This window comes from Edaphovirga cremea (assembly GCF_003332275.1).
In the GTDB taxonomy this organism is placed as follows: Bacteria; Pseudomonadota; Gammaproteobacteria; order Enterobacterales; family Enterobacteriaceae; genus Edaphovirga; species Edaphovirga cremea.
Map to the genome: position 1 here is coordinate 205,139 of NZ_QOVA01000001.1, position 17,538 is coordinate 222,676.

Here is a 17,538-nt window from a genome sequence, read left to right on the forward strand (position 1 = left end):
GCCGTCACTTTTCAGCAAACATAGGCCAGATTTGTCTACGGGCTCGGGGGCACTCCAGGCGCATAACCTGAATCGCCGTATACGGAATCAAATCCCATTCCACAATGGCTGCGGGTGAGCGTAAAACCCTCAGTAGCGTTTGCAATATGCCGGGGGATCTCCAGTTCATCCCCATGTCCCACAGATTTTTGTACAGAACCTAAAGACTGAAAAACTGATCTTTGCCCCGGGCCTTAGCTACGTAGAGAGCTTTATCGGCATATGTCAGTAGTACGTTAGACGGGTGCAGTCGGCCAAATCTATGAACTGAAAAACCGATACTTATAGTCAAGTATCCTGTGCTGGAGGCGGAGTGCGGTATTCTCAAATCTCGCACGAGTTGGCATAGCGTCTGCACATACAGCGTTGCCTGGTCTTTCGTCATGCCGTTGGAGAGAATGACAAATTCTTCGCCGCCATACCTGGCTACAAAATCAGAACCCCGCTTAAAGGACTTACTCAAGCAATCAGCGACACGTATTAGCGCTTCATCGCCAGCCTGATGTCCATAAATATCATTGAATGATTTGAAGTGATCGATATCAATCATGGCGAGAGTCAATGAGTCACCATTACGGTTGGCAATTTTACATTGAATGTCGAACTGCGTATCAAAAAAGCGACGATTATAAATTCCGGTGAGTCCATCCTTTATGGAGAGTTGCTCGAAGTGTATTTTCATTTCTTCGAGGGACCGATGCTCATCGCGAAGCTGTTGCTGTATTATCATTCTTGGCGTTACGTCTTTTTGAATCCCGATAAAATTGGTTACAGCCCCACTCTCATCATGAATTGGCGATATGCTTAACTCATTCCAAAACATAGTTCCATCCTTGCGGTAGTTTCGCAAGGTTACAAGGCAGTACTCGCCTTTTTTAATGGCGTTGTGCACAATCTCCAGCTCTGGCTGTTCCCGATCGTTATTTTGTAGGTATCGACAGTTGATGTTGGTAATTTCTTCGAAGGAGTAGCCGGTCATCCTCTCAAAAGCCGGATTTACAAAAATCAAAGGATTGTCGTCTATGACATTGTCAGAGATGGTGATGCCATCTCGCGAATCCATAACCGCCTGTTTAAGAATTTCAATCTTCATACAAAATCCGTTAGTGGGATCGAAGGGAGAACGCGGTTCGTAAGCAACGCAACATCAAGAGATCACACGCGGTCAAATCAATTTTACAAGTGTAGTCGTTGAAAAAGAACCGTGTCCTTTATTTGACATTGTTACAAACTGGGGCCAGAACGGAGTCGTTCCTGTCAAAAAGAGCTCAGGGGCTGAGAGCCTGAATCCCCAGCGAGGGTTGCCGCACCAGTCCTTTACGCAATGCCAAAGCCCAGCGTAGGTTGTAATGCCGTTCACTTACACATATAGGGTTTTGTCGCGTTATCGGCGTCCACGGCTAGGTGCAGTTTTCACCAGACGCGGCGCTTTTCCTGACCATGCTTTTTCATCTTCCACTCGCCTTTACCGAAGACTTTTAATCCGGTGGAGTCGATAACCAGGTGGGCAGTCTCACCGCGCGTGGGGTTTTTGAAAGGGGGCTGACGGACTTGGCTCGCCTGCTAACACAGGAATACTTATAAGCTCTCTGATGGTGGTGGATTATTTTTGTTAGTGAACACAAGTGGTTCGCGGTATTGGCGGATGAAGTACCGGATTGCTGGTAAAGAAAAATTGCTATCAATTGGCATTTATCCTGATGTTACTCTCGCTGAAGCCAGAGCAAAAAGAGATGGGGCTAAGCGTATACTTGCTGTGGGTGGTGATCCTGGTGAAGAAAAGAAAACTGAGAAACAAGCCAAGAAAATCAGCATTGATAACACGTTCAAAGCTCTAGCCAGAGAATGGCATGCCTACAAAAGGCCCAATTGGTCTAAAGGTTATGCCGACGATTTAATGGAATCGTTCGAAAAGGATATCTTCCCTTACGTTGGTAAGCGTCCGGTTGCCGAAATCAAACCTCTAGAAATACTCGAAACCCTACGCAAGTTAGAAAAGCGCGGTGTCCTAGATAAAATGCGTAAGATCCGCCAGGCATGCAGCCAAGCTTTCCGTTATGCAATAGTGACCGGTAGAGCAGAAAACAATCAGCAGGTGAACTAGCTGGTGCCCTAGCCGTTCAGAAACATACACATTTCCCCCATTTGTCAGTAGATGAACTTCCAGAATTCCTCCAAGCGCTTAACGCCTATAGCGGCAGCCCGGTCACTCGAATAGCAACACGTTTACTCATGCTCACCGGAGTTCGTGCAATCAAGCTACAGGCTGCTGAGTGGCTAGAATTTGATTTGGATAAGGCCATCTGGGAAGTCCCTACCACCAGAATGAAAATGCGCCGCCCTCATCTGGTTCCTTTGTCAGAGCAGGCATTAGAGTTATTGCGTCAATTACACGAGATTACTGGTCGTTTTAAACTGGCATTTCCTGGTCGGAATGACAGCTTGAAACCAATGAGCGAAGCCAACATTAATCAAGTGATAAAACGAGTTAGTTATCATGGCAGAGCGACCGATCACGGTTTCCGGCACACTATGAGCGCCATTTTTCATGAGCAGGGGTTTAATACCGCGTGGATAGAAACACAGTTGGCCCACGTGGATAAAAACAGCATTCGTGGTACCTACAATCACGAATAGAAACAGGAGTTAATATGTCTCAATCTCTCATCCGTATGTCAGAAACTACCCGCCGCACAGGATACGGGAAAGCATGGCTTTATAAATTGATCAGTCAAAATAGATTCCCACAACCCGTTAAAATCGGTACCCATTCTATTGCCTTTGTTGAAAGCGAAATTGACGAGTGGAGCAACCAGCGCATTGCTGAATCCCGCAAAGAGGTCGCCTAATCAAGCATATAGGATGTTCATTTGTTGCGTGCTGTTGCGATGGGTTCCATTCAGTATTTGTCCGCAGCAATCGAAAGCTTTAACAAGGGATAATCAATGAAACTGAAAAAATTCCACTTCACTGGGGTAGGCCAAACTCACCCAAACCAAGTCTCAGCGGTATTACGATTAATGGTTTGCCTTATGAGTTGGTGGATGCCTGGAGCGAATATCCTACTAAGCGCATCTTTGGGAAACGATAGTTCGAAATCGCTCGAACCCGGCAATATAATCTTATTCATGTATCAGTTATATCCGAAACCTGAGAGCTAACAAAGCAAAGCTACTTAAAGGGAACAGTGTTGTTAACGCCATAAATATTGTTTATATATTATTGACTTAATTGCAAGCTGATTGGAGTAACAATGCGTCAGAAAGGATACTATTGGGCAAAAGATGACAAGGATCGTTGGGAGGTTGTTCATTGGGAGGGGCAAGGATGGCTCATATTTCAGGAGTCCCAAATATTACTCCAAAGGGAGATTGATTTGATCTTCTGCTACATATCAGAAACGCCGCTCCCAGAACCGGCTTAAGCATTTAGTCACATTCATTCAATTCCAGGCTGCCTACGGGTGGCCTTTTTCATTTTACGCCCGGCGTTCGCTGAGCGAAGCGAACAAAGGAGTAAGCAAATGGATGAACCAGTATCCACGGGTACCGGAGCAGCAACATACATTATCGGCGGAGTAACGATTATTGGCCTTGCACCCTGGATTAATTCAGGCGTCGTTATCGGCGCATTCGGCGGGGCAGTGATTTACGTTATGTCCTCCGCTGACATATCAATACTCCGGCGTGTGTGCGCTGTGCGCTTGATGGCTTTTCGCCGTGGTTCGTTATCACATCGATCTTTACTCTCTTTTTTTGCCTGGACGCTGATCGTTGCTACTGCTGCCGTTCCTATTAGATAGAACCCCCCATTAACGCGGTGAACATTTTCTTTTGAAGTGTGATGCGCATCATCTTTAAACCTCCACAGCATTCTATATTTTGAATTCCCACACGGGATAAGGAGGTGAGTATGTCTGAACGTCCTGATGTCCAAAAACCACGCCCTGATAAAGTATATCCTTTGCAAGAAGAGGAATATCCTACTCGGCGCGATGACGAAGATGATGACGAAGAAGATGATGATCCAGAAGAAGTTCCAGAAGAAGATCCAGAGGTTATAATCGATCCCGCCGAAGATGAGGATGAAAATCCTCTCGATCCGAGAAAAGGAATCTAGTTGTCATTTAAACCGCCTTCGGGCGGTTTTTTATTGCATCACAGAGCGGCTTTACGAGGCTGCTGCGTAATGCGCAAGCAAAGCCATCAGCAGCACCCATCGGCTGTAAGTATCCCGCTTAAACGAACCATTCACATTTAGAGATCTTCCGGCATACTAACCTTGCCAATAAAGGAGATCGCTAAACTTGAGCACCTGTTCGGCGGATCTACCTATCCGTTTATACCAGACATTTTGCGTAATAGGGTTCAGGCTCGTAGCTAATCGGTGTCTTATGCTCGAAGTCTATCCTGCTGAAGGAGTTGTTAATAATGAAGCAAGGGCCGTTGACAGATGAAGAACTGGCATGGTTGGATGACGTTTTAATGGAGTATGGTAACGATGATTCCATTTTGGACGTTACTGAGCTCGATGGCATGCTCACTGCCCTTCTTTCCGGGCCAAATATGATTTCGCCAGGGTGCTGGTTGGCGGTCATATGGGGTGGAGAAGAGTATGCACCCCACTGGAAATCCAAGCATGAATTTACACGCTTTATGGATCTCATCTTTCAGCACATGAATGACATTACCGCTCGGCTTTGTTACAACCCTGAGCATTTTGCACCGCTTTTCGAATTTCGAACTATAGATAATGAAGAATATATCATCGCGGAAGAGTGGTGTTTCGGTTATATGAGAGGGGTAGCGCTGGATGATTGGTCTGCACTGCCTGAAGCGCTTACCGCTGAGTTAAAGGTCATTGCCCTCCACGGTAAAGAGGAAAATTTTCCACTACTTGAAAAGATGTCAGCAGACGATATTCAACAGAGTATCGAGAAAATACCACCAGCAGCACTTCGTCTACATGCTCACTGGTTGCGCCAGAGACGGCCAGTAAGCGAAATGCCGTTACAATCACCTGTTCCTTATGCGGCCCCGTCGAAAGTTGGGCGTAATGATCCCTGCCCCTGTGGCAGTGGTAAAAAATTTAAACAGTGCTGTTTGCACTGATCGCAACCAACCCTAAGCTGAACACGGCAGTGCATGCATTCTTGGGCATGAGATCTTTACTTTCTGAGATATTCTCATTTTCCTGATTAGGACCGTGCAGGTTATTTTCGTTACCTGGGTTTTATCATTGAGAATGATAGGCATTTTTTTGAAATATAACGTGACAGGTCAAGGTAATATCAACTTGGCTTATATTTTTGGGTGCTGTATTCCCAAGACTCTTCCGTTTGCTTGCCTTTTGTTAGATGCCGCGCTTTAATGCCGGTGGTTCAAGATTAATTGGTTTTCGAAAACCCCCGATTAGCGTATTCTCGGAAGAGAAACATGCATCCCGCAGTGACCGCTATACCTATATTCCCACCATCGCTTTATTGGATAACCTGCGCAGGGAAGGTTTCCAGCCATTCTTTGCCTGCCAAACTCGCGTGCGTGACCTGGATAAGCGCGAACATACCAAACACATGCTGCGCCTACGCAGTGAGAACCAGATTGTTGGCAAGAGATTATCCTGCTCAACAGCCACGATGGTTCCAGCAATTACCAGATGATTCCGGGCCTGTTCCGCTTTGTATATGACAACGGAATGGTCTGCGGCAACAGCTTTGGCGAAGTGCATGTGCCGCATAAGGGCGATGTCGTTGGTCAGGTTATCGAAGGTGCCTATGAAGTGCTGGGGATTTTCGACAAGGTGGAAGCTTCGCGTGAAGCCATGCTGACCACGTCACTAGCGCTATCGGCCCAACGGGCCTTTACCCAAGCGGCTTTAACCTACCGTTATGATAAAGGCCACCCGCCGGTCACCGATGAGCAAATCCTGATGCCCCGGCGTTGGGAAGACCGACAAAACGACCTGTGGAGTACCACCAGCGTGCGCAGGAAAACATGCTCAAAGGTGGGCTCAACGGGCGCAACGCCCATGGCAGACAGGCCAGAACCCGTGCAGTGAAAGGCATTGAAGGTAGTATCAAGCTCAACGGTTCCTTGTGGGTGCTGGCTAAAAATATATTTAACTTCAATAAGTAACACTTTCGCGTAATACCCCTTCATCTGTAAGGGATTGATCGTTTTAAACGATTGGTATGATCTTATTGATCTGTACAACCGATTATCTTTGCCGTTCACCCACCGATAAGATCGGCTGGGTGCTGTTCGGTTTTTCTGCATCTTGAAACCCATCAATCAGGTACGTTTTGGCACGTCGGCATACAGGGAAATATTGTCTGTTATCACTGAGATGACATGCATCAAAAAAGGAGGAAAGACGCAGATGGAACAGGATAAGGTACTGACGGCAGGCAAGGTTCAGAAGGCATTGGACTGGGCTTACGACAAGGCGGTGAATGGTGTAACGGGACTGGACTCGGCGCAAGAGATAGCCGAGTCCTATATGAAGAAGGGAGGAAGCCAGGTGGATTGTGTTAACGCACTGATCCGCTGGCAGAATACCAAGGCAGGAACCAGCGGTTTTGTCACCGGTCTGGGTGGGGTTATTACGCTGCCGGTGGCCCTTCCAGTCAATATTACCAGCGTGATGTACATCCAGATCAGGATGATTGCAGCAATTGCCCACATCGGTGGCTATGATCTGAAAGACGACAACGTGCGCTCTTTTGTCTATCTCTGTCTGTGCGGTAATGCCGCGAAAGATGTCCTCAAGGAAGCCGGTATCAAAATCGGCATGCAATTTACCCGCAGCGCTATCCGCAACGTATCCAGTGAAATCATCAAATCCATCAACAAAGCAGTCGGTTTCCGGTTGCTGACCAAGTTTGGTCAGAAAGGCAGCATCAACCTGGTCAAACTGGTGCCGTTGGCCGGGGGTATTGTCGGTGGTGCATTCGACGGTATTTCTACCAACATCATTGGCAATATCGCCAGAGAAACCTTTATTACCGACCTCGGAGAGACATCAATGAATGATGATTATCAACACATGAGTTAATACCGATATCGGGCTTTTGTCCGCCTTTTATTTTCGCTTCCCCACTGACTATTTCGACGTCCGTTCGAAAGAGGGGCCTTTTGCATTTTTTCCGAGACGACGAAATATGACGATAGCCCAACCCTCAGCATTTTCGGCGAGATCTTGCCGGGCAGTATTACCTGACAGTCGGTTACCCAACCTGCTGTTGCACCGTGACCAGGTGCAGCGCATCCTGGTCATCAAGCTGCGTCACTTTGGTGATGTTCTGCTGATTACGCCGTTGCTCGGCACGCTGCGCGCCAATTATCCCAATGCCCTGATTGACGTTCTGGTGTATGACGGCACGGAAGCGATGCTGGCAGGTAATCGGGATGTCTATCTGGCCTATACCGTAGATCGCAGTCTGAAACGGCAAGGCTGCAAGGCGCAGTATCGCGGTGAAAAAGCCCTGTGGAACAGCCTGCGCACCGGTCACTACGACCTGGTCATCAATTTGTCCGACCAGTGGCGAGCGGCGCTGTATTGCCGCTTTCTGAAACCGACCTTCAGCCTGGGGTTTGGTTATCCCAAACGTAACAACCGGCTATGGCAAGCCTGTCATTCGTTGCTGGTGCCGGTAGTGGGGCATAACCAGCAGCACACCGTGCTCAATAACCTCGACATCCTGACCCCGCTGGCATTACCGGCACTTATCACCACGGTGACTCAGGCCTACCGGCAGTGCGATATCGATGAGATTGACCGGCTCAGCCAGCGTCATCACCTGACCGATTTTGTGCTGATCCAACCTACAGCCCGCTGGGCATTCAAGACCTGGTCGGTGGCGGGGTTCACACAGGTTATCAACCATCTCACCGTCAGCGGAGAAACCGTGGTGCTGACCGGAGGGCGCACTGCGGATGAAATCGCCATGATAGCCGCCATTCTGGTGGGTTGTACCTTACCGCAACGGGTGGTCAATCTGGTTGGTCGCCTGGACCTGCCGGAACTCGCGGTGCTGATTGACCGGGCGAAACTATTCATTGGGGTGGATTCGGTACCGATGCATATGGCTGCTGCGTTACAAACACCTTCCGTCGTCCTGTTCGGCCCCAGCAATCTGCAACAGTGGTCACCCTGGCAGGCTCCGCACACCCTGTTGTGGGCCGGGGATTACCGTTCGTTACCGCAACCCGATGAAGTGGATACCAATACCCCGGAACGTTATCTGGACGCCATCCCGATTGATGACGTTATCCGTGCCGTCGACCACCAGCTCGTGAGCCAGGCAACGTCGGCCTGAGCTTCTTGTACGGTGGCAGACACCGTTTTCAATCAACCTGATATGAGTCCATCACCATGTCATCATCAAACCTGTCCTTTGTATCGACGTTCACGCCCGCCCGCTTTCGCCTGTTCAGCTTCACGGCATTCTTACTCGGTGTGTCTCTCCCGACCTCCAACGCGCTGATGAATACCGCCTTGGTATTGGCGCTGGTGTGTCTGCTGTGGCAGCGAGATTTCCGCCACGTGATGCCTTTGCTCAGGCAACCCCTGGTGTGGTTACCTGCATTGATGTTCGCCCTGCTGGCCGTCTCGCTGCTGACCCAGCATCACGACTATGGCCCGAAGATGGTCGGCAAGTACCAAAAGCTGTTGTATGTGTTGCCGCTGGCGCTGTTCTTTCTTGTTGACCCTCGGCTTATTACCCGGTTTATCAACGGCTTTCTGCTGGCCAATGCGGTGATACTGGCCATCAGCCTGACGTCGGGAGTCTGGCACGTCACGCTGGGCGGTCTCAACCCGCTGAACCCGACGGTATTCAAACTGCAGATAACGCAGAACGTGTTTATGGCGTTCGCGGCTCTGGTGTGGCTGTCCCGTGCCTTTGCCCAATCAGGTCTGAAACGCTGGGGATACGGGGCATTGGTGCTGCTGGCAACCGCCAATGTGTTGCTGATGGTGCAGGGGCGCACCGGTTATGTGGCGTTGTTCGTCGGCGTGGGGCTCTGGCTGTTGCTGACGCTGCCCCGCTGGCAACGTATCGGCGTGCTTGCCTGTGGTCTGCTGGTTGCCATGGCACTGGTTCTGATACCGAACCGTGCCACGGAACGCCTGACGCTCGGCCTGCAGGAGGTCCGCAACTGTGTGCTGGCATCGGCAGACCAGGCCTACCAGGCTTGCGACAACTCGATGGGGCAGCGCACCGCCTTTGCCCGTGAGTCACTGCGCCTGATAAAACAGGCTCCGCTGCTGGGCAACGGAGCCGGGAGCTTCTGGTATGGCAACGCGGAGACTGGCTACAGCGTTCATAACCCGCATAACGAGTATCTGCTGGAAACCGTACAAAACGGTCTGTTGGGGCTGGCACTGTTTTTGGGTTGGATGTTGTGTTGCTTCCAGGCGGCCTGGCGTCAACCGGCTGCCCGCCGCAATCTGCTGGTTGCCGTGCTTGGCAGTTACATGGCCTGCCATCTGTTCAACTCGTTCCTGCTGGATTCTGCCGAGGGGCATCTATTCATGATGCTGGCCGCCTTACTGGCGGGTTACCGCATTGCTTCGCCCCAGTATGGCGCTTATCGACGTTGAGGTCTGCCGGGGCGAGGTCGTTGCTACCTGGCCCCGGTTTCGGACTTTCACAGGGTTCCCTCTGATTTCGTTATCTTCCGCCTGGTCAGCGTCTCTGACGCTGGCTTTTACACTCCCTTCGTCCAAGAAATTTTAATGAAAAAAATATGCTGTTGCTTCCCTATTATTGCTGACTATAGCGTTATCAGGCTGTAATGACCCGCTCTCTTGTGATAATCCCGATTCAATCCAGGCCATCAATGAGGTGATGAGTAGCAATGCGTTGAATAAGATGAGCCTCAGCTCCTACAAGAAATTCGGTAGTGTGGGGTTGGGAACTGATTCGCTGGACCGCTTTTATTCCAAAGAAATACTGTCAACGTTCAGTCAGTGATTTCATGACATTGTCTCTCCGTTCTTTTACTTCGTTTTATTCAGGCGAGTGCTGTTGACCCGTTTGCCTTTCTTACAGGATTTTTATGATGAATAAAACAATCGCTTTATTATTATTTTTCTGGGTAACCACGCGTGTCTTTGCCTTTGGTGAACCTATCGGCACGATAAACCAGACGCCGGTTTATCCCCAGGAAATCGTAAAAACGGCGCTCAGCCATAATGCAGCGGCTGTCGTCGTGGCGCATAACCATCCATCCGGTGTGGCTGAGCCCAGTATGGCGGACCGCGCCATCATGATGCGTTGTCATTGGTAGAGGTAAGAACACTCGACCATATTGTGCTGGGGCACGGCGAATCGGGGTGCTGGGGAAATATACTGGGTGGGGTATAATGGCATACAGCCCGGCAACTACATTGGGTTTAATAAAATAATCGCATCGCTATGCTCGGAAGTATTCTGGTTTAAAGTCAGATGTTTCAGAATAATTTCAGGAAATTTATCCGCTAGCGGAATTGCCTGGTGAACGGAAGGGAATTAGGAAGTAAACCAGCAACGAAGATTAATCTTAATACACGGGTGGTTCTGAAATTGCAGAATGTATTGTTGTCTCCTATCAAAGAGATACCCACAATTACCACATCCAAAATTCATATTTGGTTAAATGTGAAAATCAATTTATATTAATAATCATGAGTTCCTGAATAAGGTATTTCATGACTCAATGTTTGTAACTAAATAAGACGGTTTTCATTTCTTAACGTCGCTTCTTTCAAATTGCTCATTCCGCTTGGTTTAGAGCAATCATTATGATTTATATCAATAAAAAATTATTTATAAAACAACCTTACATCATTTTGCTTACAAACTGCAGATAAACCCACCCCAGTTGTAAAAAGCAGTCAACATCCTCCAGGAAGGCTTTACTTTCTGTATTCAGGATTATTATGTTTTTAGTGAAAAACACTCATTATATTTATAATTACAGATCTTTAATCTGCAAAGTTGATCTCTGGTAGCTGTTTGCTCTATTATTATTTTGTACAGAAACTTCGTAGAAATTCACTACTGTTCGAATACAAAGGAAATGTTATGGCTGAATCGACCTTTCAAAATGAGGTGCCGAAACCACGTGTGAATATCCGGCTTGACTTGCACACAGGCTCAGCGCAGAAGAAAGTGGAGTTACCCCTGAAATTACTGGCGATGGGGGATTTCAGTAATGGAAAGGAAACTCTACCGTTGTCAGAAAGAAGCAAAATGAATATTAACAAGAACAACTTCAACAGCGTCCTGACAGAACTCAACCCCGAAGTGAGTTTTTCAGTAAAAAATACGCTTTCAGAAAATGGAGCGGAAGAAAATGTTAATCTTAGTTTCTCAGGAATGAAAGATTTTGAACCTGAGCAGGTAGCCCGCCAAATCCCTCAATTACGCGCCATGCTGGCAATGCGTAATTTACTTCGCGATCTTAAATCCAATCTTCTCGATAATGTCACTTTCCGAAAAGAACTTGAAAAAATTCTTATAGACCCGTCTCTGACTCAAGAATTACGCGACGAATTAAGTGCCCTTGCGCCTGAATAAAAACAGGGTGCGTCTATTAATGGACTAACAGAGAGAATGCTGATGTCTGTAAATACCGAAATAAGCTCAGTGCAGGGGCAAACGACTGTACTGGAAAAAGCGCCACGCGATAGTGTTTATGCTTCATTGTTTGAAAAAATAAATCTGACACCGGTTAAAAACCTGAGTGATATATCCAATTACCAGGATAATTCGGTTATGGCTGAAGCCTCAACTGATGAGCGTGTCACTGCGGCCATTCAGGTTTTCATGCAGGTGATTGCCCATTCCGGCCAGAAGGTCGAAAAACTCGATAAGACGTTACTTGACCAGCATATTGCTGAACTCGACTGTCAGATAAGCCGCCAACTGGACGAGGTGATGCACCACCCCGAATTCCAGAGAGTTGAGTCGCTGTGGCGTGGACTGAAACATACTGTCGACCGCACTGATTTCCGCCAGAACGTGAAGATTGAAATTCTCGACGTCTCTAAAGACGATCTACGCCAGGATTTTGAAGACTCTCCGGAAATCATCCAGAGCGGGCTATACCTGCAGACCTATGTTGCAGAATATGACACGCCTGGTGGCGAGCCTATTGCCGCTATTATTTCTTCTTACGAATTCGACGCGTCTTCTCAGGATATGGCCCTGCTGCGCAATATTTCCAAAGTCTCTGCCGCAGCCCATATGCCGTTTATCGGCTCGGTAGGTCCTAAGTTCTTCCATAAATCCAGCATGGAAGACGTTGCGGCCATCAAAGACATCGGCAATTATTTTGACCGTGCCGAGTACATCAAATGGAAATCCTTCCGCGATTCTGAAGACTCACGCTACATTGGCCTGACTATGCCGCGAGTGCTGGGGCGTCTGCCGTATGGTCCGGATACGGTTCCCGTGCGCAGCTTCAACTATGTGGAAGAGGTGAAGGGGCCGGATCACGAGAAATATCTGTGGACCAATGCCTCATTTGCATTTGCCGCCAACATGGTGAAAAGCTTTATCAATAACGGCTGGTGTGTGCAAATTCGTGGGCCTCAGGCTGGTGGTGCAGTGCAGGATCTGCCAATTCATCTCTACGATCTCGGCACCGGCAACCAGGTAAAAATACCGTCAGAAGTGATGATCCCGGAAACCCGTGAATTTGAGTTTGCCAACCTGGGCTTTATCCCGCTGTCGTATTATAAAAATCGCGACTACGCCTGCTTCTTCTCGGCAAATTCCTCCCAGAAACCGGCGCTCTATGACACTGCCGATGCTACCGCCAACAGCCGTATTAACTCCCGTCTGCCCTACATTTTCCTGCTGTCTCGCATTGCCCATTATCTGAAGCTTATTCAGCGTGAAAACATTGGTACCACCAAAGACCGCCGTCTGCTGGAACTAGAGCTCAATACCTGGGTGCGTGGGCTGGTGACTGAAATGACCGATCCGGGCGACGACCTGCAGGCATCTCATCCACTGCGCGATGCAAAAGTCGTGGTTGAGGACATCGAGGACAACCCTGGCTTCTTCCGCGTGAAATTGTTCGCCGTACCACACTTCCAGGTTGAAGGCATGGACGTCAATCTATCTCTGGTATCCCAGATGCCAAAAGCCAAAGCATAAGGCGGTTACAGGGATGAAAATTTATCGTCCGCTGTGGAACGAGGGGGCGTTGCTGTCCCCTCAGCAATTCCAGCAACAGTCAGAATGGGAATCTTTTCGCAGCGCCGGTGTATCCGCACTGGCATCCCCATTTCCGTGGGGGGTGGAAAAAATTGAGTTTGACGACAACCTGCTTTCCTCGGGACTCATTCAGATCTCGCATCTGCGACTCTGGCTTGCGGATGGTTCCTTGATAGATACGCAAATCAGCGACTTGCCGCCGGAGCCTCGTGAACTTGATCCCGTCCAGCTAGCGGGCCTCGATGTGGTAACGGTCGTTATCGGGCTGCCGTTAATGCAGTCAGGTGTTGTCAATGTTCAGCAGGAGGCGGTGATTTCTGACAGGCCGCTGCGATACCGTGAAGAATGGGTCACGGTTCAGGATGCCTTCGGCTCTGAAGAAGAGTCCGTGGCCGTTGCCCGGTTCAATTATGCCGTTCGCTTTGGGCACGAAAGTAACGCGTCGTGGAAAACGTGTCCGGTTGCGCGGCTTATCCGGGACGGGCAAGGGGGATGGCGTCAGGATCCGGCCTTTATTCCTCCTTTGGCGTTGTTCTCAGCAAGCCCCACGCTTCGTGAGCGTCTGGTTCTGCTGAATCGCCAGCTCCGCTCCCGCCGTCAGCGTCTCATGTCTATGCGTCGTGAGAGTAACGAACGCCTGGCTGACTTTGCAGTAGCGGATGTCTCCCTGTTCTGGCTGTTGAATGCGCTTAACTCTCATGCCCGGGTACTCACTGAGTTTGAACGCTTCCCGGCCCGACATCCTGAGCAGGTCTGGGCTGAGCTCGCCCGTCTTGCAGGCAGCATGCTGACCTTTTCCCTGGACAGCGATCTGGATGCCATCCCTGGCTACGACCACGCTGAACCGGCTAACACCTTCCCGATGTTGTTTGAGCTGATCACCGGTTTGCTGGAAGCCAGCCTGCCGTCACGGGTTATCGCCCTGGACATGTCGCGACCCGATGAGCAGACATGGAAAGCCTCGCTGCATGATATCCGTCTGCGTGAAGAAGCTGACTTGTACCTCTCGGTGCGATCCGATATTCCGGCCTGGCAGATCGCCGATAAATTCCCCTCACTTTGTCAGGCAGGTTCGCCCGATGACGTGAAAGAAATCTACAGCGCGGCACTCAAGGGGATCCCACTTATTCCGGTCAGCAGGGTACCGGCAGCATTGCCAGTGCGAATGGAAAACCAGTATTTCGCGCTGGATATGGAGAGCACTGCTGCCCGCGAGATGCAGGAGCAGGGCGTGTGCATGTTCTACGTACCGTCATTGCTGGGTGCGCTGGAACTTGAACTGTTTGCGGTGTTGCGATCATGAGACAAGAAATTGATATCGACCAACTGATGTCGGATACCTGGCTGACCGTCACTATGCTGAAGTACGGTGCCACGACCCCGGATGGAACAGCGCTTTACGATAAATGTTGTAAGCAGGTTGAGAACGTTCGTGAGGCACTGGAACGCGCCGGGTACGATGAGGCCAGTATTGAACATATCTCCTATGCCCAGTGCGCCCTCCTGGATGAAGCGGTGATGAGCAGGAAGCCAGAGGAGCCGAAAGCGGGTGAAGAACCCTCGGTGGATGAAGGCCAGGTGGCCTGGCGGAAGGCACCGCTTCAGGCCCGGTTTTTTGGTTCCCTGCGTGCAGGTGAGGCGCTCTGGGATCGTATAGCCGAGGTGTTGCGCCAGCCCGCTCCGGTTAATGCTGTGCTGACCTGTTATCACCGTGTTATCGCGCTGGGCTTTCAGGGGCTGTACAGCTTGAAGGCCGTAAGCCAGACGCAACGTGATGAGATGATAAGCGCGCTTTCTGAGCGTGTATCGCCGCCTGATGCGGGGCTATCTCTGGTGATCCACCGGACGGGCAAACACCGTTACAGCGTGATGCGCTCGGTCTGGTTCTGGATCGTTCTTGCAGTGCTCCTTACGGGTGTTGCGTGGTGGGGCGGACATCTCTGGCTTCAGGCGCTGTTGTCCGCGCAATTACCGGAGTTGCCACATTAATGCGTAAATCTGTCATTGTCTCCGTTGTGTTACACGTCCTGACCGGTGCTGCTGCGCTATTATGGTTGCTCTGGTATTTCATTCCGGTCGGAAACCTGGTCAAAGGACTGGCAACACTGCTCATAGGCATTCTGGCGGGCTGGCTGGTCTGGAAAGGTTGCCGCCGCCGTGAAATGCCCGCAGACGGAACGCTTTCATCATTTGAATTACCGCTTCTGGACACGCAGGGGCCGGTGGTGCTGGTGTGTGGTGAGGGTCTGGACAATGTGTTTCACGCACAACAACTGCGAAAAACAGCCCAGGGCTGGTGGCTCCGGGTCGGGGATGTCAGCCGCCTCACTGATGTCGTTCGCAGTATTCAGGCACAACAGCCCCGCAAGGCAGGCCAGCTTTCTGTCATGTATGTTTGCCTGCCCGACCAGCATCAGGATGAAGCCGTCCTTCGGGCGTCGCTGAAAACACTCCGCCAGCAGGTCAGGCAACTGAGCACGGTCACCGGATTTACGTTGCCGGTTGTCTTGAACTGTGAATTCTCCGGCCCTGAAACGCCGTGGGTCATGGTTCGCGGAGACAAGCCGATTGTGTGTCCGGCAAATGAATCCCCCCTTGCCTTCGCTGACTGGCAGCAGACGCAAGAGAACCTCTCAACGCTCCCGTTGCTTAGCCAGACTTTCGACTTTATTCGAGAAGCGTTACTTGATGAGTTGGAGAAAGCAGACAGGTTATACCCGCCTGTTCGTCTGTTTGCCGTCATTTTGCGTACCGGAGCGGTGTCCGAAAGGGCTCAGTCGGTATGGTCACTCTGGCTTTATCGCCACACGTGCTTACAGCTTCCTTATACGGCGGGTTGCAACGAACCGGCCAACCGCTTTCCTGATGCCGTCCTGCCTTTACTGGCTCCTTTCGCCGCCCCGGTTCAGGGCGGGCAACGTACCCGTCGCGTGGTGTTTTTCCTGTGGTTGTGTGGCCTTGTAGCACTTGGCTTTTCTGCATCCAATAACCGGGATCTTATCCGCCAGATCGGTGCTGATTTACAACGCTGGCATGCCATCCCGATGACACATTATGCACCCAAAGCGCAGTCGCTCTTGGCCCTTAAGCAGGATGCACTGTTACTTGAGCGCTGGCAGCGCCAGGGCGAACCGATGCGTTATAGCCTGGGATATTACCCCGGGCAACGTCTGTGGCTGGTTCTGCAACAGGCCATCGACACGTATGTTCCCCCTCCGTCTCAGGAACTGAAACCAGTACCGAAGATTGTTCGCCTGGACAGCATGTCGCTGTTCGATTCCGGCAAAGCAGCGCTAAAGGACGGGTCAACCAAAGTGCTGGTTAACGCGCTGGTTGGCATCAAGGCGAAGCCTGGTTGGCTGATTGTGGTCAGCGGTCACACCGACAATACCGGGAGCCGACAACTCAATCAGACACTGTCCCTGCAAAGGGCTGAAGCCGTTCGTAACTGGATGCGTGATACCGGCGACGTACCGGAAAGTTGCTTTGCGGTACAGGGTTACGGCGACAGCCGCCCGATTGTTTCAAATGATACGACGGATGGCCGTGCGCAGAACCGACGTGTCGAAATCAGTCTGGTACCGCAGGCGGATGCCTGTCGCATACCGGGCATTACCCCTCCGTCATCACAGGATGGTGACGGTTTTAAACACTAAATGGAGACTATCCAATGGCAATTCCTATTTATCTTTGGCTGAAAGACGATGGCGATGACGACATTAAAGGTTCCGTCGATGTGAAGGATCGTGAAGGCAGCATCGAAGTCGTGTCTCAGGAGCATGATCTGTATATCCCGACCGACAACAACACTGGCAAGCTGACGGGTACCCGTATCCACACCCCGTTCAAATTTACCAAGGAGATCGACTCTTCCAGCCCGTATCTCTACAAAGCGGTTTCCACCGGCCAAACCCTGAAATCTGCCGAATTCAAGTGGTACAAAATCAACGACGCGGGCCAGGAAGTTGAGTATTTCAACACCAAACTGGAAAACGTGAAGCTGGTTAAAGTCGCGCCCAAAATGCACGACGTCAAAGATCCGGCGAAAGAAAAGCACAACCATCTCGAAGAGGTTGAGCTGCGCTACGAAAAAATCACCTGGGCCTACAAAGACGGCAACATCATTCATTCCGATTCCTGGAACGAACGCACCACCGCGTAATGCCTGACTGGGCTGGCGAAAGCCAGCCCACAAGGTGTCTTTTGCCGTCATCCTCTGCGGGTGACCACAAAAGTGACTTTGAAATCTGCCCTCTGACCTCGTGCGCTTTGGTTAACAGTGATGGGCG

14 protein-coding genes and 4 pseudogenes are annotated in these 17,538 nt (G+C 50.3%); 16 read left to right on the plus strand and 2 right to left on the minus strand.

The genetic code is table 11. The features are described from left to right. Positions 1 to 199: 199 nt before the first annotated feature. Both DRI82_RS00940 and DRI82_RS00945 read right to left on the minus strand, forming a co-directional pair. Positions 200 to 1,132, minus strand: coding sequence for a GGDEF domain-containing protein (locus DRI82_RS00940; protein ID WP_114191633.1), 933 nt, complete (start codon positions 1,130 to 1,132; stop codon positions 200 to 202). Positions 1,133 to 1,455: 323 nt separating this feature from the next. After that, positions 1,456 to 1,622: pseudogene (locus DRI82_RS00945) on the minus strand (transposase); the annotation flags it as partial. Here DRI82_RS00945 and DRI82_RS00950 point away from each other — a divergent pair. The 16 genes and pseudogenes from DRI82_RS00950 to DRI82_RS01030 all read left to right on the plus strand — a co-directional run. Continuing rightward, positions 1,619 to 2,670: pseudogene (locus DRI82_RS00950) on the plus strand (tyrosine-type recombinase/integrase); the annotation flags it as partial. The pseudogenes DRI82_RS00945 and DRI82_RS00950 overlap by 4 nt on opposite strands. Before the next feature lie 20 nt (positions 2,671 to 2,690). Continuing rightward, positions 2,691 to 2,888: a helix-turn-helix transcriptional regulator gene (locus DRI82_RS00955; RefSeq protein WP_114191634.1), complete on the plus strand. Its 198-nt coding sequence runs from the start codon at positions 2,691 to 2,693 to the stop codon at positions 2,886 to 2,888. A gap of 674 nt (positions 2,889 to 3,562) precedes the next feature. Beyond that, on the plus strand, positions 3,563 to 3,841 hold the full coding sequence (locus tag DRI82_RS00965) for a putative holin (protein ID WP_114191636.1): 279 nt from the start codon (positions 3,563 to 3,565) through the stop codon (positions 3,839 to 3,841). Between the two features lie 110 nt (positions 3,842 to 3,951). Then, entirely contained in the window at positions 3,952 to 4,158 is a 207-nt protein-coding gene (locus tag DRI82_RS23715) for a hypothetical protein (protein WP_157967986.1), read from the plus strand. A 311-nt stretch (positions 4,159 to 4,469) separates the two neighbouring features. Further along, positions 4,470 to 5,150, plus strand: coding sequence for a YecA/YgfB family protein (locus tag DRI82_RS00975; RefSeq protein WP_114191637.1), 681 nt, complete (start codon positions 4,470 to 4,472; stop codon positions 5,148 to 5,150). A gap of 302 nt (positions 5,151 to 5,452) precedes the next feature. Next, a pseudogene (locus tag DRI82_RS00980) lies at positions 5,453 to 6,173 on the plus strand (DUF932 domain-containing protein); the annotation flags it as partial. 244 nt (positions 6,174 to 6,417) lie between these two features. Then, positions 6,418 to 7,092, plus strand: a complete 675-nt coding sequence (locus DRI82_RS00985; RefSeq protein ID WP_114191638.1) for an EcsC family protein — start codon at positions 6,418 to 6,420, stop codon at positions 7,090 to 7,092. 106 nt (positions 7,093 to 7,198) lie between these two features. Continuing rightward, positions 7,199 to 8,356: a putative lipopolysaccharide heptosyltransferase III gene (gene rfaQ / locus DRI82_RS00990; protein ID WP_114191639.1), complete on the plus strand. Its 1,158-nt coding sequence runs from the start codon at positions 7,199 to 7,201 to the stop codon at positions 8,354 to 8,356. A gap of 56 nt (positions 8,357 to 8,412) precedes the next feature. Further along, positions 8,413 to 9,642, plus strand: a complete 1,230-nt coding sequence (locus tag DRI82_RS00995; RefSeq protein ID WP_114191640.1) for an O-antigen ligase family protein — start codon at positions 8,413 to 8,415, stop codon at positions 9,640 to 9,642. Positions 9,643 to 10,172: 530 nt separating this feature from the next. Beyond that, positions 10,173 to 10,408, plus strand: a pseudogene (locus tag DRI82_RS01000) (JAB domain-containing protein); the annotation flags it as partial. 699 nt (positions 10,409 to 11,107) lie between these two features. Next, positions 11,108 to 11,602, plus strand: coding sequence for a type VI secretion system contractile sheath small subunit (tssB, locus tag DRI82_RS01005; RefSeq protein WP_114191641.1), 495 nt, complete (start codon positions 11,108 to 11,110; stop codon positions 11,600 to 11,602). Between the two features lie 36 nt (positions 11,603 to 11,638). Further along, the gene (gene tssC, locus DRI82_RS01010) at positions 11,639 to 13,189 is read left to right on the plus strand and encodes a type VI secretion system contractile sheath large subunit (RefSeq protein WP_114191642.1); all 1,551 of its coding nucleotides are present in this window, start codon (positions 11,639 to 11,641) and stop codon (positions 13,187 to 13,189) included. A gap of 13 nt (positions 13,190 to 13,202) precedes the next feature. Then, complete coding sequence (tssK, locus tag DRI82_RS01015; RefSeq protein WP_114191643.1) at positions 13,203 to 14,552, plus strand: type VI secretion system baseplate subunit TssK; 1,350 nt, start codon at positions 13,203 to 13,205, stop codon at positions 14,550 to 14,552. Further along, on the plus strand, positions 14,549 to 15,238 hold the full coding sequence (gene tssL / locus DRI82_RS01020) for a type VI secretion system protein TssL, short form (RefSeq protein WP_114191644.1): 690 nt from the start codon (positions 14,549 to 14,551) through the stop codon (positions 15,236 to 15,238). Before tssK ends, tssL begins: the two co-directional genes overlap by 4 nt. Beyond that, the gene (locus DRI82_RS01025) at positions 15,238 to 16,905 is read left to right on the plus strand and encodes an OmpA family protein (RefSeq protein WP_114191645.1); all 1,668 of its coding nucleotides are present in this window, start codon (positions 15,238 to 15,240) and stop codon (positions 16,903 to 16,905) included. Before tssL ends, DRI82_RS01025 begins: the two co-directional genes overlap by 1 nt. A gap of 14 nt (positions 16,906 to 16,919) precedes the next feature. Beyond that, the gene (locus tag DRI82_RS01030; RefSeq protein WP_114191646.1) at positions 16,920 to 17,411 is read left to right on the plus strand and encodes an Hcp family type VI secretion system effector; all 492 of its coding nucleotides are present in this window, start codon (positions 16,920 to 16,922) and stop codon (positions 17,409 to 17,411) included. Positions 17,412 to 17,538: the final 127 nt, after the last annotated feature.